The sequence below is a fragment of the Paenibacillus thalictri genome, assembly GCF_004307995.1.
Lineage (GTDB): Bacteria > Bacillota > Bacilli > Paenibacillales > NBRC-103111 > Paenibacillus_AF > Paenibacillus_AF thalictri.
The window spans coordinates 17,661-36,566 of the sequence record NZ_SIRE01000048.1 but is presented as its reverse complement, the minus strand read 5'-3'; the positions used below and the strand labels follow the sequence as shown (position 1 = coordinate 36,566).

Below are 18,906 nucleotides of genomic sequence, written 5' to 3'. Positions count from 1 at the left end.
GAAGATACTTCGGTTTTCGACTGGGTTTAGCTTGGTGTTGCCATTTTTCCTGATTCCCACCTCAACCGTGGTAAAACAATTTCCAATTTTCACAGATCAGGACTTGACATATTACCGCTGGACTTTTCTTGATTTAGAACAAGGCATTGTCCTTGTTGATTCTGCGGGTAATATAGTTCGCCGTAAGCACAAGCACAAACCCGACCAGCGACTGATAAACCCCGGCGGCCGAAGACATCGATACATCCCCCAGCGTAATTAATGCGCGGAATACGTAAGTGTCGATGACGTTGGTCGTATCCAGTATAGCCCCGGAGTTGAGCGGCACCTGATAAAACAAACCAAAGTCGGAATAAAAAATGCGGCCGATTTGCAGCAGCGTCATAATCATGATGACCGGCATAATCAGCGGTATCGTAATGCCGCGAATTTGCTGCCACTTCGATGCGCCGTCGATCTTCGCAGCTTCGTAGTATTCTTTGTCGATGCCGATGATTGAAGCCAGATAGATCACGCATAAATATCCCGCCTGCTTCCACATGCTCACAAGCGGAAGAATAAACGGCCAATACTGCGGTTCGCTGTACCAGGCGATCTCTCCGATCCCAAGCCAAGGCAGCAGCGTTTTGTTGACAAACCCGGTTTCCATGCTCAGCATCGCATAAACGAGATATCCGATGATGACCGACGAGATCAGGTGCGGGAGCAAAATCAAACTCTGGTACACCCGCTTCAGCAGTTGGCGCCGCACTTCATTCAGGATGATCGCCGCAGTTAACGCAGCCGCCAGATTCAGCACGATAAACAGGCCGTTATACAAAATGGTGTTTCTTGTAATGATCCAGGCGTCCTTTGTTTTGAACAAATATTCGAAGTTTTTAAACCCTACCCAATCGCTTGCCCATATCCCCTTGGCAAAATTAATGTCCTTAAATGCGATAACAAGTCCGAACATAGGCAAATAATTGTTGATTAAAAAATAAGCGATACCCGGCAGCATCATCAAATAAAGCGGGCTGTATTTCCAGTAAGCTTTAAACGACACGCCGGCAGCATTTTTCTTGAATACGGCTCCGCGCGTCTGCCCTCGTTTGATCGTTTCCGCGGTGTTCAATCGCGCTGCTCCTCTCTTTTGTTGGGATTGACCTCATTCTATAACGTTCTGGCCGCCTCCTTCTAACGCAAAGCAGACTTGTCATTGTAAAAATTCGGAGCAGCGTCAAACGTAACGGCGATTTCCTAGTGCGCTTGTCCTAGCCGCTGCAGCAAAAAAGCCTTCAAACCCACTGAATTGTGGTTTTGAAGGCTTTTTCGCGCTAAATGGGGGGCCGGTTACCCTTTGGCGTATTTGGCCGTGCGGGCATCCCGGATGACACCGCTCCAGTTCAACCCGAAGGCAAAATCATAGGCATGGCCGGCGGAATCGACGTAAACTTCCATGTCATGCGGCACATCTTCGCATTGTTCCTCCACCGTCTTCATATGCGCCGGCATTTGGAACGGCAGCAGCCCGCTGGGCTCGGCGGCTCCGGTCAGCAGCTCCATAACGGCCCGTACTTCGGCTCCGAAATGCGCCACAATGGCGCTTGCCGATGATTCGAATTCGCCGACAACAGCCGGATTAGACAGCAATAAAGCAACGATAACCGGTTTGCCTTCCATCAGACGCCGCGTATCAAGCACCATCTCAAGATCGCCGGCATTGGCGACAGTGACGGTTTTGCCCTGATAGGACCGGTCGCGCAATTCCCGGGGATCTTTGGCCATACTGGCCGTGCGGGCATGCTCCGCCGTATACGGGCCGTATTGCAGGCTGATCGGCACATATCCCGTCCCGCCCGCTTCCGCATCGGCTTTGCTGTAGCCCATCGTCGAATGGGGGCTTTCGATAAATACCAAGCCGTAATCGGCCTCCTCCGGCCGCTCCGTTACTTCAAAATATGACTTCACGACGTCCAGATTAACCGGGTAGCCGTTCACTGCAGGCGTAGGCATCCCCAGCCAGCTTGTGCCGGGCGGGAGCGCCCTTTTGGGGATGTACACCTTTTTGCCCCGCTGCAGCGGCAACGTTCCGCCTTCGTTTTTCAGCAGCACAAGCGATTTCATCTGGGCTTCCAAGCCGGCTTGGACAAATTCGTCGCAGCCGGCCTTGGCGCAAGTTTCCTCCACCCGCAAGTACGGATTTTCGAACAAGCCAAGCCGGAACATATTTTTCAGCAGACGCACCGCGGACTGCTCAAATCGGTTGCGCATCCACGTTTCCCCGTGCTCCTCGACGCCAATCCGGTAAGCTTCGACGACAGGCCCGGCTTGATCGTTTCCTCCGAACTGGTCGACTCCGGCCATCAGCAGCTTGTAATGGCGCTGCGCCACCGTATAACCTTCTTCCACACCCCAACAGCGGCCGCCCGGGAACAGTTTGGAAATATCCCGCGGTTCGTCGCTTGTAATTCCCCAGTCCGTACAGACGACACCGTCGTAGCCGGTTCCTTCACGAAGCAAATCATTAACGATATAAGAACTGTAGGAGTTGCCTACATTTTCGCCGTTTTTCTTGTCTTGCTCATAAGAGATCGTATAATACGGCATGACCGCAGAGGCCTTTCCCGTTCCGCCGGATAAGCGGAAAGCGCCCTCTGTAAAAGGAATCAGGTGCTCATCGAAATTGTTACCCGGATATACGGCGTATTTGCCGTACCCGAAATGCGCATCCCGCCCCGCTTCGCCGGAGCCGCCGCCGGGCCAATGCTTCACCATCGCATTAACGCTGTCGTAACCCCAGCCGTCCGCAATCACCGCTCCCCCGGACGAGGTCTGGAAGCCGTCGATATAAGCGCGGGCCATATCCGCCGCCAGCCGCGGGTCTTCGCCAAACGTCATGCCAAAGCGGAACCAACGCGGATCGGTAGCGATATCCACCTGCGGCGACAAGGCGGTGGTCAGACCTAACGCGCGATATTCCTGCGACGCCACCTCGCCGAACTTTTGCGCGATGTCCGGATCAAAAGTGGCGGCAAGACCAAGAGATTCCGGCCAGACCGACACCTGCTTGCCCCCGCCGACCTTGAACTCGGCGGAAGCGTCCAAGCCGTGCCGCGGGTCCGAACTGTTGTTGACCGGGATGCCCAGCGGCAGGCTCTCCGCATACGACTGCAGCAGGTTGCTCCACTTCGCCGCAACCTCCGGGCTGTCCACCTTCGTGACAAGCACATGCCGGATATGGTCGCGGGATATAAATTCCCGCTGCTGATCGGACAGATCGTAGGGATCCGCCCCGCTTTCCGCAAACGACTTTCCCCTGTAAGCCGCCGGATTCCAGCCAAGCACGCCGGGCACCGCTTGATGGCTGCTGTACAACATCAGGCCGGCGATCTGCTCGACCGACATTTTGGACGCTAAATCCTGCGCCCTCTCTTCGGGAGACAACCGCCAATCCTCATAGGGTTCGAGTTCGCCACTACGGCTTAAATCTTTAAAAGCCAGACCGTCCCGGTATATAATCCCGACCCCTGATGAAGCCGAATAACCCAATGTCGGGCCTCCTTCGTTAGGGACGTAACGAATATCCGCAAGCTCCTGATCCTGCCGTTTGTTTTGCTCCATGTTCCCGCCTCCTCGTTTCACTCTACTCTCATTGTATACCTGCCCCCCTGTTACGCTCTAACGCAAATCAGACCGGTCATTGTAAATAATCGGAGATTTTACCGCCGTCGGCGCGAAATTCCTGCGGGGTCATGCCAAACTTGCCTTTGAACGTTTTTGAAAAATACGAAAAGCTGGAGTAGCCGACCGCCACAGCCACATCGCCGATCGACATGCCGCTGTTCTCCAGCATCGACCTGGCCCGCTTCATCCGCTCCCCTACGACATAATCCGATAAGTTGTGGCCGGTTTGCTTTTTAAACAGCTTGGCGAGATAGTCCTGATTTAAGTACACATGGTTGGCGATATCCTTGCGGGTGAGCGGCTGATCGATGTTTTCCGCGACGTAACGCATCACCTTGTCCAGCACGGTCTGGCTTTCCTCCCGTTCATCCATGCTGGCGAGCGCAATTTCAATCATATGTTCAGCCCACTCGTTCAGCTCGAAAACAGAGCGGGTGAGCGATGCCGCCCGCTCCGGCGCAATATGCTCGGAGAAAATTTCGCGGGCTTTCAAGCCCTTAAGCTGCAGCACATGGTACAACATCTGGATAAAATCGTGGTAAAAGTAATGGAGCAGCTTCGCATTGCCCCGTTCTTCGGTCTGCACCCGCTGCAAAAATGCCCGTATTCGGGTTAGCAGCTTCTCCCGCTCGCCCAGCTTCAGCAGCTCGGTCCACTCGTTCATTGCCGGCAGCTCGCTGTCCTTAGCCTCCCGAGCCGCCATCTGCTTGCCGGGACCGTCTTCTACAAGAAGCTCGGCGTTGACCGCCGATACGTTGCTTTGGTGCAATACGTGCAGCTTCTCCACCATGCCGATCATCTCGTGAAAGCGGGCGGGCATACCGACATAACACGATATATCGCAGTACATATGCTGGTTGCAGAAGCGGATAAAAGCACGGCATGTTCCCCGCCAACCCGCGCCGCCGGTTTGTTCATTATGTTCCAAAGGGAGCAATGCCAGTAGCATCCCCCCTCCTTGCAGCGGCACGACTTGGCCCATATCGTTCCCGGGAATCAGGCTGTGCGCCGCAGCGTTTCTCATGGCATATTCCATGATCTTCTCGTCTCTTGGCGACAGCTTGCGATGCCATCTCTGCACAACGATCAGCACCGGGACGAACCGTTCCTGCTCATGATAGGAAATGCTGCGCTGAAGCAGCTCGCTTTGGATATCCGCGGGACTTGCGGACAACGTACGGCCAAGCAAATCGAGCCAAAACCGTTCGACAATCAGAGGCTGATGCATTTTCCACAGTCCGTAATAATGGTCGTAATTTTGTTTGAATGCATGCTCCTGTCGCCGTTTATCCACCTTATCCAGCGCTTTACGTATCACGTTTTCCAGCTCTCCGTACCGAACCGGCTTCAGCAAATAATCTAAGCTACCGAGCTGCACCGCTTGCTGCGCATAACCGAAATCGACATGACAGGTCAAATAAATCCATTCCTTCTCAGGGTAATGCTCCCTTACCCAAACAAGCAGCTCGATCCCGCTGCCCTCTGGCATTTCGATATCGCAAATCAGAAAATCGACGGGATGCCGCTCGATAATTTCTTTAGCCTGGCGTATATTGTAGGCGAGATGGATTTGATCGATTGCAAATTTGTCCCAGTCCACGCCCGATTTAAGCCCTTCCAGGGCATAATGTTCATCATCCACGAGCAATACTTGATACATTGTGTTCCGCCTCCATCGTTTCGGGATATACAACCGGCAGTCTTATTTGGATACGCGCCCCTTGAACGTCGGCATTGGAAAAATACATCGCGGTGCTTTCTTCAGGGTACAGCAAACGCAATCTGCGTTTAATATTCCATATTCCGATATGCGTTCCCTGATCTCCTCCCAGATCGGCGCCGCTTTGCAGCTTGCTCAGTACGTCCGGGTGAAAGCCTTTCCCCGAATCGCCGATCACAATCCACATGATGGCGGGATCGTCACTATCGGCGTATACCTCCACCGTAATGTGAAGCGACGAATCCATGGACACCGCATGTTTAATAGCGTTCTCGACAAAAGTCTGGCACACCAGCGGCGGCACCAAGCAGGAAGCTAGAACCTCCTCCGCGAAAATGGCGGAGGTCAGCTTGCCCGGAAACCTTAACTCCTGAATTTTCAAATAGTTGCGCGTATGCTCAAGCTCGTCCCTAATGGGTACAAAAGACATGTTACTGCGGAACATGTAGCGGAAATAATGCACAAGACTGAGGGACATCTCTTGAATCAAAGCGAAATTTTTCACCTGAGCCAGATGATAAATAATGTTTAATGCGTTTAGAAAAAAATGGGGATTGATTTGCAGTTGAAGGTGCTTCAGCTCGGATTTCTGATTCTGCAGCTGCTCTTCGTATACGTCGATTTTCAGCTTTTTGATTTGCGCGGCCATCGTATTAAACGTTTCGTTAATGAGGGAAAATTCGGTGGAGGACGCCTGCGGATCCATTCGCACCTCCCAATCGCCGGACTTGATCTTACGCATCGCCGATACGACCCGTTTCATCGGGACAAGCACCGTTTGCCGCAAGAAGAAGTAGACGATCGGCAGCACAACCAGCGTTCCTAACGCAATGAGCATGACGATCCTGCGCAAGTACGGAATGTTCTCCATGATTTGGTCGTCGCGGATAAGCGCGTGAACGCTGAACGCCCCTTTTTGCGAGCTTTTGCCGACCACCATATACGGATTGGACTCTCCTATAATGCTGTACGCGTCTTCGGTCGGATGGAATAAAATGCCCGCCTGTTGAATGGCCGGATCGCTCACAACGGGCCGGTAATCCGCGTCCGCCAACACGAATTTACCCTCCGGCCCAAGATCGGCCGACGCAAACGGCAGCATCAGCTGTTGTATGTTCATCGAGGCCCCAATATATACGTTGCCGTAACGGATTAGCCGGTACAGAGAAGCGGCGGAAGAATCGGGATACAGAAACCACAACTTACGTTCTTGCGCCGGGCTTCCGTTTTGGGGAAACAAGCTTTGAATCTCGCTTTTCAGCCTCTCCACCTCGGGGTAAGTCAGCTGCTGCGACCGGGCGGACACCAGGTCGCCGTTTACCGCGGAATAAATGAAAAACATATCGATGTTGTCGTAATACACGACATCGTTCCATAACCTGTTGTTCAACCTGATGCGGGCCAGATTGTACAGCTCGGGGTTATTTTGCTCGGGTACGTCCAGCGCCAGCAAATCCGGTTCTTTGGCAATTAAATTAAACAAGTACTTATCGACATCCTCCAGTTCTTTATCCACCGTGCCCATGTACATGTTCAGCAAATTTCCGTTGGAATGGGCAACCTGATTGCGAATGACGCCAACTGCGTTAAAGTTGTAGTAAAGCAGCATGACGCTGGAAGGAAGAATGAGAATCACCAGTACGAAAAGCAGCTTGTTTTGCAGCGATTTTAACCATCTTAGTGTCATCTGTCGCTCAGCTCCATCCCTCGCCCCTTTTTTAGTATTGTAATCGATGTTAGCGTTTTCATAAAGAGTTCGGGATTAAAACAAATTATAGCAACACCCGTTCCGGGTGCGTGTACACATTCAGCCGCTCGCCGCGGATAAATCCGACCACGGTGATACCCAAATCGTGCGCCAGCTGCAGCGCTAAGTCGGTGGGAGCCGACTTCGACAGCAGCAGGCCCGCTCCCAGCTTCGCCGCTTTCAGCAGCACCTCGGAGGAGACGCGCCCGCTGAAGACGATCGCTTTATCTTTGGCCGGGATGCCCCGGCGCAGGCAATGGCCGTACAGCTTGTCGAGCGCGTTATGGCGGCCGATATCGGTCCGCACCGCAAGCACCTCTTCCGCCGTGCAGAGCGCGGCGTTATGCACGCCTCCGGTGCGCCGGAAGTCGTCGGAGCTCGTCTGCAGGCGCGCCATCAGCGCAAAAATTTGCGCCGCGGTCACAGTGACACGCGAGGTCACCGTTTTGGCCGTGCGCACATCGCTGGCCAAATAAAACTGCCGGCTTTTGCCGCAGCAGGAGCCGATAAAACGCTTGGAGACAAGCTCGCGCAGCGCCGCTCCGGCTTGCTTGTTGCGCAGCTCGGCATAAGCGAAACCTGTGCCCTCGTCAAGCGATAACCGCGTTATATCGCCGACTGTGCGGATGATGCCCTCGGAAGCAAGAAAACCGACCACCAGATCGTCCAAATCGCTGGGCGTGCAAACCAGCGTAGCAAATTCCGCGCCGTCGAGCTTGACGGTCAGCGGGTATTCGGCGGCAACCTCCTCTTCCACTTCCATGAACCCGAAGTGGGCGGCAGAGGGCAGCCTGGCCGAGTCGGTCGCGGCCGCGCATCCTGGGCCCGGCGCATCGGTTTTGCCGATGCCGCTCCCCGCATTTAGGCCGATGCCGCGGCTGCTGACATTGGCATGGCCGATTCCGGCGGTACCGCTGTCCGCGGCGTATAGACCGATTCCTGCGCTGCTGTCCTCTGCGCGGATGTCCGTGCCAGTGCCGTTGCCGCAAACTTCGGAGGTTGCACCATCTGCACCATTATGCTCGTCATGTACATCACCCGTCCCGCTTCCCCCTGCCGGTACACCGCTGCCACCATCTGCCCCCTCACCCGGTACCGGAGCGGCACTACCCGCGGCCTCCATTCGGCGCACCGCTCCCGCGTCATATTTCAGCGTCTTCCATACGGTTGTAACCACGGGTTTCGCGCCATGGGAACACGCTTCCTCTCTCGACTTCTCCTTATCATCCGTCATAGCTTACTCCCCTCCTAGCACTGTTCCATTTTGTCGATTACCGGGCGGCAGGCTCGGAGCAAACTTCCACCAAGGCCGGCCCGGCTTTAGCCGATTTCGGTCTCCAACTCTTCGATACGCCGCTCCACATACTTCGTATCTTTATGCGCATGATACGTTTCCGCCTTTTCGACAACAACCGCGGTGTTGTATTCGGGAATGCCTGCATACGTTTCGTATACCCCCTTCGGAATCAGGCAATTGCCCTCAGGCCAATACACGGCGATGTTCCCACGCTGCACCTCATCCGTCTTAACACGGCCCTGAAACGTGCCGTGAGCGTTATACACGACAATGGCTTCCCCTTCCCGCAGCGACAGCATGCCGGCATCGTCCGGGTGCATCAGCACATCGTAGCGGTCCGCCGCGTTAAACGGATCGGTCTGGCCATATATCATCGAGTTAAACTGCTTGCCGCGACGCGTCGTCACATAAAAATGCCCTTCGGGCTTGCGCAGCTCCGGCACCTCAATCGGCAGCAGCCGTCCCCGCCCGTCCTCCGTTGGGCAAACGCCGTCTTCGCACAGCCAGGCGCCGCCCCATTGAAACACATCCCCGCGCTGTGCCAGATGCTGAATGCCGTCGTAATTCGGCGCCGCCAGCGCAATCTCCCGGCGAATCTCCGCCGCGCTGCCCAGCCCGAGCCGCTCCTTCAGCTCAGGTTTGACGCGGGCCGCCAAATCGCTGTAGATCCGCCACTCCGCCCGTGCCTCGCCGATTCGCGGACCGTCGATTTCCGGCGAAAAATAAACCATCCGCTCCGTCGACGTCGATGTACCGCCGCCCGGCTGCTCATACCGCGTCATCGCCGGCAGCACAATCACCGCTTCTTGCGCATCCGTCAGCGTCGACGTATTCAGCACGATGTCCTGGTGCACGCGGACATCCACCGCCTCCAAACAACGCCGGACGAAATTTGGATCCGGCATCGTCTCCAGAAAGTTGCCTCCGGATGTATAAAACATTTTCAGCTGCCGATCATTCCCCTCGGGCAGCAGCGCATTCTCCAGCGATACCCCAACGATGTCACCCGGCCATTCCGGCAGCTTGAAGCCCCATAAGCGCTCGATCCGCGCGATGTCCGCGCCTTTGAATTCGCCGCCCGGCAGGCTGAACGGGTCCGCTCCCATCTCGCCCGAGCCTTGCACGCCGCTATGGCCGCGGATCGGCATCAAGCCGCAGCGCTCGCGGCCAAGAAATCCGCGCAGCAGCGCTAAATTGGCGACCTGCGAGATGTTGTCGGTGCCGAAGCGGTGCTGCGTCAGCCCCATGCTCCATACGAACACAGCGGAGCTGGCGCGGGCGAGCAGTTCGGCCAGCTCGCCAATCCGGGCGCGGGAGAGGCCCGAAGAGCGCTCGAGATCGGCCCAATCTTGGGCCTGCACATGCTCGCGAAGCTGCTCGTAGCCGCCCGCATGCGCCGCTACAAACGCATGGTCAATCGCCGAACCCGGCTGCCGCTTCTCCATCTCGAACCACACCTTCATCACGCCGTTCATGAAGGCGATATCGCCGCCGATATTCACTTGGTATACATCGTCGGCCAGCTTGGTACCGAACAGCGCCGATTCCGCCACCGACGGAATCCAATATGCGTCCATCGACGGTTCGCGATATGGATTGATAACGATAATTTTTGTGCCCTGCCGCTTAGCGGCATACATGTATTTCGTCGATACGGGCTGATTGGTAGCAGCCACACTTCCCCAAAACAGCAGCACGTCGGTGCCGATCCAATCCTTATAGCTGCATGTCGAAGCGCCGACGCCGATCGAACGTTTCAGCGCCGTCTTGGACGGCGAATGGCAAATACGCGAAGCGTTATCGATATTGTTGCAGCCGATCAGACGCGCCACCTTCGCCGCGGCATAATATGATTCGTTAGTAATCCCCCGAGCCGTCAAATAAAACGCCAACTGCTTCGGATCGATCGCGCGTATTTTCGCCGCTGCATAATCCAGCGCTTCGTCCCACGACACACGCCGGAACGACCGCTCCCCGCGCAAGCGCATCAGCGGATACGGAATGCGGCCCAGCTTGCGCAGCGCCGTACTGTCCATGCGCCGCAGTTCGTCAATATCGCGGTGCAGCACTTCCGGCTTGATCGCCGGCATCGTGTTCAAACGCAGCACGTTCAGCCGCGTCGTGCAAACATGCGGACCCGCCAGCGTCCGGTCATAAAGCCCCGATACGCCCAGCGCGCAACCGTCGCATACCCCTTGAGTCAATATGCGGAACGCGTAAGGCAGATTATCGCGGTTATCCCACACCACCTTGGCTGTCTCGCGAATGTGATGCGGCTTCACCTTGCCCAGTCCAAAAGGGACTGCGCTGACCCATAACGCCGGGTCCGGCCGCGCAGGCAGCTTGACCGGTCCGGTATGTTTCGTTTGACCCATGGTCCATTCACTCCTCTTATCCGATTATCGCTTGGAACTACTTCCGGCCGGCGCCTTTCTTCGAAGATTTCAGCCAGCCCTTTGCGCTCTTAACGGCACTTTCAACGAAAAAAACCGCCGCTAAACAGCCCATCCCCTTGAAGGAAAGGTCCTGTTTCACGGCGGTTAGTCTTTAACAGGTTCGCTGCCAAGCGCCAACTGCGCGGTATATATACTCCGGATGACTCCGGTTAGCTCGGCACAACCGCAGCGCTCACTGCAGCTTATGCGCGGAATTTCGTTTCGATGTCTTGATCAAACACGAAGATGGACATGCCGACATCTTTATCAATATCGATATCAACAAACAAATCGACGAACTTCGCCTCAAGCAGTTGCTCCATCTCCACAGGCGGATGGGTCCGGTAGATGGTCTTTACCATCTCCGTCCGCGCCGCGCGCAGCATTTGTTTGCCGTCGCTTGCTGTGGCAATAAATTTTTCCACGGGAGACAGATTGCCCTCCATCTCGCAAATCGCCCAGCGTTTGCAAAAGGTGGTCGTGATTTTCGCCGGCCCTTTGCCCATATGACGCTTGCGGTACGCCTTCACGAGATTGCTGAATTCGGCTTCGGTTTTGTTCATGACTTCCTCCATCCTTGCAGCCAAGGTCCCTTCCCGGCACAAAAGGATTATCTTCATATTAGCAAGAAAGCGCCATCATGACAATACGTGATCCCCGTCCCGGCGTGGCGCTGCGGGCCCGTCAATCCGGCAACATAAATACGGCAAATGCGGCATATAGCACACTCAATATCACCGATCAGGATCGGGGTTCCGTCTCAACTGAGCCTGCTTATCTGAACATCCATTTTCACCCTATCGACGGAATATATCTTATAACAAATACCGCGCTTGCTAGTGTAGAATACGAATATAAACCAGAATCCAATCCATATTGGACTTGGATAAGGAGTGAACTGTATGGCTTGGAAAACCATTTACGAGAACGATCACATTCATCTTGTTGCCGATGAAGAACAGCAGCAGGCGATGCTCGAAGTGTCCAGCGGCGGTTACCGCCCTCGGTATGTGACGCTGCAGCTGCCCGTAGCCGAGCTTGACCAATTAATCGCTGCCTTGCAGTTGGCAAAGCAGGAGTTGCTCAAATAATTCCCGGAGCCCACGCGGAGTTCGACTGACCATCGCAAAGCGCCGCAGGGAAAGCGAAAGCCCGAAGCGCTCCAATCACGCTCCGGGCTCTAACCTTTTTATACGACCGCTTTGCCGATTCGGGCAAACTCGGCCGGCGACAATGGCGGGCTAAAGTAAAAACCTTGTATCTGGTCGCATTGATGCTCCCTTAAAAAATCGTATTGCTCCTTCGTTTCGACACCCTCGGCAATTACCTTCAAGTTAAGATGGTGTGCCATGGCCACGATCGTCGCCACGATGGAGGCGCTGCCCTCATCCTTATGAAGGTCGCGAACGAACGATTGGTCGATCTTCAGCTTATCGATCGGGAACTGCTTAAGCACGCTAAGCGAGCTGTATCCGGTTCCGAAGTCATCCATGCTTACATACAGACCGAGCGATTTCAGATCATGCAGCGTACGGGTTGCGCGATCGACATCCATCGCCATGGTTTCGGTAATTTCCAGCTCCAGATATTGCGGAGCCAAACCTGTTTCCCGCAGGATGGCCGCAACCTTGTCCGCCAGATCCGGCTGTTCAAATTGCTTGATCGACAAATTCACCGATATCCGGATGGAAGCGAGTCCGCTCATCTGCCACAGCTTGTTCTGCCGGCAAGCCTCGCGCAGCACCCATTCTCCAAGCGGTTTGATCAAGCCGCTTTCCTCCGCCGCCGGGATGAACAACGCCGGGGAAATCATCCCCATCTCCGGATGATGCCAGCGCACAAGAGCCTCCGCACCGACAAGCGTGCCCGTAATGTCGTATTGCGGCTGGTAACACAGCTCGAATTCGTCGCGCTCCAGCGCTTTGCGGATGCCGTTCTCCAATTCCAACCGCTGCTCCCAGCGAAAATCCATCTCGCTGGCATACTGCTGAATTTGATTGGTTCCGTATTTTTTTGCGTGCAGCAGCGCCGTATCGGCTTGGCTGAGCAGCGTCTCGTAGTCGCCCCCGTTCAACGGATATAGGGAAATGCCAATCGTTACCGTCAAATAAATTTCCCTGCTGTCGATCATAAACGGGGTCCGTACTGCGTCCAGCAGTTTTTGGGCCCAGCGCTCCGTTTCTTCTGCACCGTTCACTCCGCGCAAAATGACCGTGAATTCATCGCTGCCATACCTTGCGAGCTCCGCGCCTTTGGGAAGCGCTTGCAAAACTCGTTCCGCAAGCTTCCTGATGAGGATATCGCCCTGTTTTTGCCCGATGGAATCGTTCACCACTTTGAATCGGTCCACATCCATAATCAGCACAGCAAGCGGCGTTTCGCCTGATCGGCCCAGCTCTGTGCTTAACATATCGATAAACCGCCTGCGATTGGGCAGTCCGGTCATCTCATCATGGTAGGCCAGGTAAGTGATTTTTCGTTCCGCTTGTATCTGCTCGGTGACATCATGGGCGATTCCGTAGATGCCGATAACTTGATCTTCCGATAAAATCGGCATGCTGGTCACATTCAGCTCGACCGTGCGGCCTTCGCGATGCTTCAAGCTGACGCCAAATTTCTGCGCTTCTCCGGACAAGGTCCGTCCGAACCGCGCCATCACTTCATTGCGCTCTTTCAGATGCAGCAACTCGCTCACATGCTTGTCGATAAGACATTCCGCAGAGTAGCCGGTTATTTGCACAATGGCCGGATTGACGCTGACGAAACGGCCATTCCGGTCCATTTGAAACACAGCGTCGGAGTTATTTTCAAACAACGATTTATACTGCTGCTGGCTTGCCGCAAGCTGCGCGGCATGCTGAGCGAATTGGCGGTCCATAAACGCCCCCAGCATGGTAAACGCAAGCACCGCGAAAGTTGCTATGCCGACCGAATATGCCAGCAAATCTGCGCTGATCAGATCCGCCGTGTATACGATATCATCCGGATCGGGTACAAATTTCATGGCAGACATTCCGGTAAAATGCATGCCCGATATACCTGCGCCCATCGCCATCCCGCTGCAAATTTTGCGGAAAAGCCTCTTTTCCGACCGTTCTCTGCGGAATGAAAATGCCAGCCATAATGCGCTGAACGACGATACATAGGCAATTCCTAGGGACAGCATGACGATAGCGGGGTTATAGACGATGACAGCCGACATCTCCATGGCATATATTCCGGCATAATGCATGCCGGCAATCCCGCTTCCCATAAATAAAGCACCGGCAAACAGCTGCCGCGGCAGCACCTTTTTGCGGCTCACCACATACATGGCTACGAATGAAGCGGCAATGGCAAAAATCATCGAGATCAGGACCGTGCCAATGTGATAATGCGTGTGGAGCGGCGTGCGTAAAGCAAGCATGGCGATAAAATGCATCGACCAGATGCCCAGGCCCATCGCAACTGAGCCTCCCCACAACCATAACTTTCGAATTTTCCCGGAGGCGGAGGTTACCCTTCCGACCAGATCCAGCGACGTAAACGAGGCAAACACAGAGATCAAATACGAGAGCAAGACCAGCGACACCTGGTACGATTCGTTTACATGCTGCAGCATAAAGTTTGTCATTCCTTTGCCGTTTTTGTCGAAATTACGGATATCAACTCCATTATACAAATTGTTCCTGCCAATCGTCTACGAGAAGATGCTCGCAAAGGCTTGTTGCATTAAAAAAGCCCGCGTAGCTGCAGCGAGTCCCCTGAAAAAAGCGGCGGCGTGAGCAACATCATTCCGGAGATGCTTCAGCGAGCATAAGAATGATTCGCACATGCAGCTTTCACTTTTTCAGTGGCCTCAGCCCTAGCTAGCGGACTTTGATCATATGTGTGTCAGATCGGCAGCAGCCGGATGGCAGCCCGTTTCCCCGCCTCGTGCACCATGTCGTGCCACTGCTGCGGTTTATGTTCATGAACGGCGTAATAGGTCGTTAAAAACCGCTCGACTAGCTCTCCAGAAACTTCTTCGATTCCCTGCTCATACGGCAGAAAACATAAATCGAGCTCGCCGACCGCTTCCCCGTCCAACTGCCAGGACGGATGCACGTAGTCCAGCTCCAGCCGGCGGTAGCCGATGTGAGCCAGCACCTCACGGCGGACAAACGGATCCATCGGCTTGATCCCGCCGAATGCGAAATCTTTTACCAGATAGGGATTATATATTTCCGCGAACATTCCTTTCAGCCGCGTGCCGTTCTCCGATACGACAGCCAGCAGATCGCGCTCCCGCTCCCGCACGAGAAAAGGCCCCACGCCCAAACCTTCCCGCCCGATGATCGTAAAGTCGGTCATCGCCACCTCCATCTCAGGATAATACCGGTATTCCGTCGCACCGACCACCTTGCCGTCTTCTACCGCGACAAATACGCGGATGCCCGGATCGGCAAGCGGCTCCGCCCATAACTCAAACGCCAATACTTCCTCCGGCGGAAACACCATTTTCATCAAGTCGTGCATTTGCTTAAAATAGACATCCCGAATGTCGGTTATTCGTATATATTTCATCCCGTTTTCCTCCGTTTCGACCGATTCATTTATCTTTTGATTCATTATTGCAGTCAATATGGCTGCAGCTTCCACAGATTGGCATAAATTTGTACCATCGGTAACTTATCATTTTATGGTTGCTATGCTAAAATAGAAAGATAAAGGAGTTGATGACAATGCCAAGGTCGAAAGAATCCTGCACGAAGCATGCGTTATGTCCAAAGCTGGAAGCAGCTTTACAAATAATAAGCAAAAAGTGGAGCGGTCTTATTATACACGCTCTGATGGAAGGACCGCAACGATACAAAGATATTGCGGAGTTCATTCCGGGCATCAGCGATCGGATGTTGTCGGAGCGATTTAAGGAGCTGGAAGAGGCCGGCATTGTCATCCGGCACGTCTATCCCGAAGTACCCGTACGGATTGAATACGAGCTCACGGAAAAAGGCAAGCAAATGAACGGTATTTTGGACGAAGTCGCCAAGTGGGCGGAGCGCTTCTGCTAAGCATCGGCAGCATGATGGCAGTATCCGGCATCACCGTTGTCACGGCATAAAATGCGCCGCGATCAGGCATTCTATGTACTGCACTTATCATGCAGGAGGTGAATGCGCGTGACCGGACGCAACAGCAAGCCCAAAAACAGAGGACCGGCAAGCAGTCCCGGAAGACTTGATCAATTCGGGGATAAACTTGCGGATACCACAGCTTCCCGCCAAGCCGAAGCCTGCGAATCAAACGACAAGTAACGAGCAACAAAAAACGGAGCGACTTTTGTTCAAACAAAAGGGCTCCGTTTTATTATGTTCCAAAGCGGATTAAATCACAAACCGGTCCACGATTTCCGCGAGCTCCTCGGCCATCTTGGACAAAGCTTGCGACGAGGCCGATATTTCCTCCATCGACGCAAGCTGCTCTTGCGCAGCGGCGGAAACATTTTGCGCATTAGAGGCATTTGCGTCCGCAATAACCGATAAGTGGCCTGCGGATGCAGCCATCTGCCGGGTTCCTTCCGAGATCGCGCGGGCAGCCGTCGACACAACCTGAATTTGCCCGGCCAGCTGCTCGTTCATATGAAGAATATCGGCAAACAGCTCGCCCGCATCCTGAATCACATGCGCTCCCGCATCAACTTCCCGAATCGCATCTTCTGCCGAACGGGCCGCTTTGCCGGTTTCCTCCTGAATCGTTTGAATAATGCCGCCTATTAATTGCGTTGAATGTTTGGTTTGTTCGGCCAGTTTGCGGATTTCTCCGGCTACAACGGCAAAACCTCTCCCGTGCTCGCCTGCTCTGGCCGCCTCAATTCCCGCATTCAGCGCCAGCAAGTTCGTTTGCATCGAGATATCGGTAATGAACTGAACGATTTTGCCGATTTCGCTTGAACTGGCCTCCATGGCCCGGATGACCCCGGCTAGCTGTCCGACCGTGACGGAGATGGAATCGACTTGCCGCACCGCAGTCTGGACCGCTTGTCCGCCTTGCTTCGACTTGCCGGAAGCCGTCTGCGCCGTTTCCGCAGCCAATTGGGCGCTTTCAGCGATGTGTTCGACACTGTCCGACATGCGGCCTACCGCTTCCGAGCTTTTGACCATATTGTGCATTTGCTCGTCCGTACCGGCCGATATATCTTGGATCGAAGAAGCGATGTGCTCCGTCGCCCGGGATGTTTGTTCCGCGCTGGCGCTTAGCTGCTGCGAGGAGGCGGCAAGCTGGCCTGAGGTTTGCCCGATCTCACGTATTACTTTCTGCAAGGAATCCACCATCGTATTAAACGCTGTGCCCAGCTTCCCTAGCTCATCCTGGCGCCTCACATGAATCCGCTGCGTTAAATCGCCGCGGCTGATCTTATCGGACGTCTCCATCAACGCGTGGATAGGAATCATGATCGAGCGGATGATGACGTATACAAGCGCTGCGCCTGCAATCAAGGCCACAATAACGACAAGTGCCGTCTGATTAAAGATGCCCTCGGCCTTTTTTTCGGTTTCATCCATCATCATAGTTCCTACCAGCTTCCACCCCGTCGCTTCGTTGGTATTAAACGCCGCGTACTTCAGCTCGCCGTCCATGGAATAACTAACCGTGCCGCTCCCCTGTTTGTAATAAGCGTCATATTGCTCTCCTACGGCATCCTCCCCGGCCTCGTGTTTCGGATGGATCAGAAATTTCTGCTTCCTGTCCAGTATGTATACATAACCTTCGTTGCCGATCTTTACTTGCTGCGCAATCTCGCCCAACTTCTTCAAACTTAAGTTCAAACCGACCACGCCTTTCCCGTCGGGAAGCGCTTTCGCTATAGTAACCACGATGTTTTTGGTCGTTGCCGATACATAAGGATCGGATACGATCACATTCGGACTGCGGTTGATTGCATCTTTGTGCCAATCACGCTCCCGCGGATCGTAATTCTGGGGCCCGGGATCCGGCGATTTCATCCACGCTCCGTTCTCATTGCCTAACGTAATCAGCTCCAGCTCCGGATGACTCGATGTATAGGCATCAATTAGCTCTTTCGTCGAAGATAGCTTTCCTTCTACAGCTTTGCTGGATATTTGCCTGGAAAGCATGTCCGCTCCTCTGCTTTCAGCGCTGATCAATTGGTCAATCGTTTGGTTCAGCAGCGTCATATTATCTGCCGCTTCTTCCTTCATTTGATCGCCGACCGCCTGTTTGGCCGTTTGGTAGGAAAGCCAACCGATGCATAAACACGGCAGCAGCAAGATAACGGCAAAGGACAATCTTAGCTTGCCTCTCAGCCCCAATGGCAATAACGTAATCCCCTTCATTCTGTTCAATCCCTATCTCCCCTTGATGTTAAGTGGCATTACAGCAATATATTATTCGCCATATTTCGACAAATCCCTTTGCGTTTTGTCGAATATTGAACTTTTTTTATATTGCAGAAAACTCACGTCAGGGCATCGCTAGAAATCAACCGTTTATATGATAAAATAATATGAATGAAAAACGAAGGACGGATTCGATGGAACGAGAAAAACAACGCGAGCCGAAGCGCACGGCTGCTTCCGATGCCGAACGCGCGCACATCCCGCTGCCTGCCGACACGCTTGTCGATACGGAGTTGTTGGAAGTATACCATCGCCAGATACGCACCATGGCCGACGAAGCCTACGACGACTTTGTGCAGCGCGGCGGGCTTAAACATTTACCCGGATTAGGCAAACCGCTTGTCATCCCAACCGGAGATGTGCTGGATTCGATTCTGAAGAAATCCGGCGCCGCCCCTCCTTGGGTGATGCTGCGCCAAGCAACTAAGAAAGAGATAGAAGAAGTTATTCAACTGCTGGAGAAGAATCCGCAACAACCGCTTATTGACGAGCTGATTGTGCTAATCAATGAAAAAATCGAGGAATTGAACCATCAAGCCCCCAGCTTGGCCTTGCATCGCGCCAAGGTAAGCCGGGCAACGATCCAGGAGCGGTATAAACAGTGGGTATAGAGTAAGCTCATGCGGGCACTTATGTACGACAAACAAGCGCAGGGACGCATC

General features: G+C 54.0%; 14 protein-coding genes. 4 read left to right on the top strand and 10 right to left on the bottom strand.

What is annotated here, in order from left to right; all coding sequences use genetic code 11:
- Positions 1-133 precede the first annotated feature (133 nt).
- The 7 genes from EYB31_RS38635 to EYB31_RS38605 all read right to left on the bottom strand — a co-directional run bounded on the left by EYB31_RS38635 (position 134) and on the right by EYB31_RS38605 (position 11,428).
- The gene (locus tag EYB31_RS38635) at positions 134-1,003 is read right to left on the bottom strand and encodes an ABC transporter permease (RefSeq protein ID WP_131018940.1); all 870 of its coding nucleotides are present in this window, start codon (positions 1,001-1,003) and stop codon (positions 134-136) included.
- 329 nt (positions 1,004-1,332) lie between these two features.
- Entirely contained in the window at positions 1,333-3,603 is a 2,271-nt protein-coding gene (locus EYB31_RS38630; RefSeq protein ID WP_131018933.1) for a glycoside hydrolase family 3 protein, read from the bottom strand.
- 76 nt (positions 3,604-3,679) lie between these two features.
- Positions 3,680-5,326, bottom strand: a complete 1,647-nt coding sequence (locus EYB31_RS38625) for a response regulator transcription factor (RefSeq protein ID WP_131018932.1) — start codon at positions 5,324-5,326, stop codon at positions 3,680-3,682.
- Positions 5,301-7,073 carry a sensor histidine kinase gene (locus EYB31_RS38620; RefSeq protein ID WP_131018931.1) on the bottom strand — a complete coding sequence of 591 codons (1,773 nt, stop codon included), beginning with the start codon at positions 7,071-7,073 and terminating at the stop codon, positions 5,301-5,303. Before EYB31_RS38620 ends, EYB31_RS38625 begins: the two co-directional genes overlap by 26 nt.
- An 85-nt stretch (positions 7,074-7,158) precedes the next feature.
- Positions 7,159-7,896 (bottom strand): formate dehydrogenase accessory sulfurtransferase FdhD, encoded by a 738-nt coding sequence (fdhD, locus tag EYB31_RS38615; protein ID WP_131018939.1) that lies wholly within the window; start codon positions 7,894-7,896, stop codon positions 7,159-7,161.
- A gap of 557 nt (positions 7,897-8,453) precedes the next feature.
- The gene (locus tag EYB31_RS38610) at positions 8,454-10,805 is read right to left on the bottom strand and encodes an FdhF/YdeP family oxidoreductase (protein WP_131018930.1); all 2,352 of its coding nucleotides are present in this window, start codon (positions 10,803-10,805) and stop codon (positions 8,454-8,456) included.
- A gap of 263 nt (positions 10,806-11,068) precedes the next feature.
- On the bottom strand, positions 11,069-11,428 hold the full coding sequence (locus tag EYB31_RS38605) for a Na-translocating system protein MpsC family protein (RefSeq protein WP_131018929.1): 360 nt from the start codon (positions 11,426-11,428) through the stop codon (positions 11,069-11,071).
- A gap of 339 nt (positions 11,429-11,767) precedes the next feature.
- Here EYB31_RS38605 and EYB31_RS38600 point away from each other — a divergent pair, with 339 nt between their 5' ends.
- Positions 11,768-11,956 carry a hypothetical protein gene (locus EYB31_RS38600; RefSeq protein ID WP_131018928.1) on the top strand — a complete coding sequence of 63 codons (189 nt, stop codon included), beginning with the start codon at positions 11,768-11,770 and terminating at the stop codon, positions 11,954-11,956.
- Between the two features lie 98 nt (positions 11,957-12,054).
- Here EYB31_RS38600 and EYB31_RS38595 read toward each other — a convergent pair whose 3' ends face one another.
- Together EYB31_RS38595 and EYB31_RS38590 are read right to left on the bottom strand one after the other, a co-directional pair.
- Complete coding sequence (locus tag EYB31_RS38595) at positions 12,055-14,478, bottom strand: EAL domain-containing protein (protein ID WP_240763214.1); 2,424 nt, start codon at positions 14,476-14,478, stop codon at positions 12,055-12,057.
- Positions 14,479-14,738: 260 nt separating this feature from the next.
- On the bottom strand, positions 14,739-15,410 hold the full coding sequence (locus EYB31_RS38590) for a GNAT family N-acetyltransferase (RefSeq protein WP_131018937.1): 672 nt from the start codon (positions 15,408-15,410) through the stop codon (positions 14,739-14,741).
- Positions 15,411-15,568: 158 nt separating this feature from the next.
- Between EYB31_RS38590 and EYB31_RS38585 the strand changes: the two genes are divergently transcribed.
- Positions 15,569-15,898, top strand: a complete 330-nt coding sequence (locus EYB31_RS38585; RefSeq protein ID WP_131018927.1) for a winged helix-turn-helix transcriptional regulator — start codon at positions 15,569-15,571, stop codon at positions 15,896-15,898.
- Between the two features lie 108 nt (positions 15,899-16,006).
- Positions 16,007-16,141 carry a hypothetical protein gene (locus tag EYB31_RS41375; protein WP_276322139.1) on the top strand — a complete coding sequence of 45 codons (135 nt, stop codon included), beginning with the start codon at positions 16,007-16,009 and terminating at the stop codon, positions 16,139-16,141.
- Between the two features lie 69 nt (positions 16,142-16,210).
- Here the strand turns inward: EYB31_RS41375 and EYB31_RS38580 are convergent, their stop codons facing one another.
- The gene (locus EYB31_RS38580) at positions 16,211-18,181 is read right to left on the bottom strand and encodes a methyl-accepting chemotaxis protein (RefSeq protein ID WP_240763216.1); all 1,971 of its coding nucleotides are present in this window, start codon (positions 18,179-18,181) and stop codon (positions 16,211-16,213) included.
- 197 nt (positions 18,182-18,378) lie between these two features.
- Between EYB31_RS38580 and EYB31_RS38575 the strand changes: the two genes are divergently transcribed.
- On the top strand, positions 18,379-18,855 hold the full coding sequence (locus EYB31_RS38575; protein ID WP_165452834.1) for a DnaJ family domain-containing protein: 477 nt from the start codon (positions 18,379-18,381) through the stop codon (positions 18,853-18,855).
- Positions 18,856-18,906: the final 51 nt, after the last annotated feature.

Coding starts and splice junctions, on each gene's coding strand:
- EYB31_RS38630 (WP_131018933.1), bottom strand. CDS start 3,603: ATGGAGCAAAACAAACGGCAGGATCAGGAGCTTGCGGATATTCGTTAC.
- EYB31_RS38635 (WP_131018940.1), bottom strand. CDS start 1,003: ATGATGCTGCCGGGTATCGCTTATTTTTTAATCAACAATTATTTGCCT.
- EYB31_RS38625 (WP_131018932.1), bottom strand. CDS start 5,326: ATGTATCAAGTATTGCTCGTGGATGATGAACATTATGCCCTGGAAGGG.
- EYB31_RS38580 (WP_240763216.1), bottom strand. CDS start 18,181: ATGAAGGGGATTACGTTATTGCCATTGGGGCTGAGAGGCAAGCTAAGA.
- EYB31_RS38575 (WP_165452834.1), top strand. CDS start 18,379: ATGGAACGAGAAAAACAACGCGAGCCGAAGCGCACGGCTGCTTCCGAT.
- EYB31_RS38585 (WP_131018927.1), top strand. CDS start 15,569: ATGCCAAGGTCGAAAGAATCCTGCACGAAGCATGCGTTATGTCCAAAG.
- EYB31_RS38590 (WP_131018937.1), bottom strand. CDS start 15,410: ATGAAATATATACGAATAACCGACATTCGGGATGTCTATTTTAAGCAA.
- EYB31_RS38620 (WP_131018931.1), bottom strand. CDS start 7,073: ATGACACTAAGATGGTTAAAATCGCTGCAAAACAAGCTGCTTTTCGTA.
- EYB31_RS38610 (WP_131018930.1), bottom strand. CDS start 10,805: ATGGGTCAAACGAAACATACCGGACCGGTCAAGCTGCCTGCGCGGCCG.
- EYB31_RS38600 (WP_131018928.1), top strand. CDS start 11,768: ATGGCTTGGAAAACCATTTACGAGAACGATCACATTCATCTTGTTGCC.
- EYB31_RS38605 (WP_131018929.1), bottom strand. CDS start 11,428: ATGAACAAAACCGAAGCCGAATTCAGCAATCTCGTGAAGGCGTACCGC.
- EYB31_RS38595 (WP_240763214.1), bottom strand. CDS start 14,478: ATGACAAACTTTATGCTGCAGCATGTAAACGAATCGTACCAGGTGTCG.
- fdhD (WP_131018939.1), bottom strand. CDS start 7,896: ATGGAAGTGGAAGAGGAGGTTGCCGCCGAATACCCGCTGACCGTCAAG.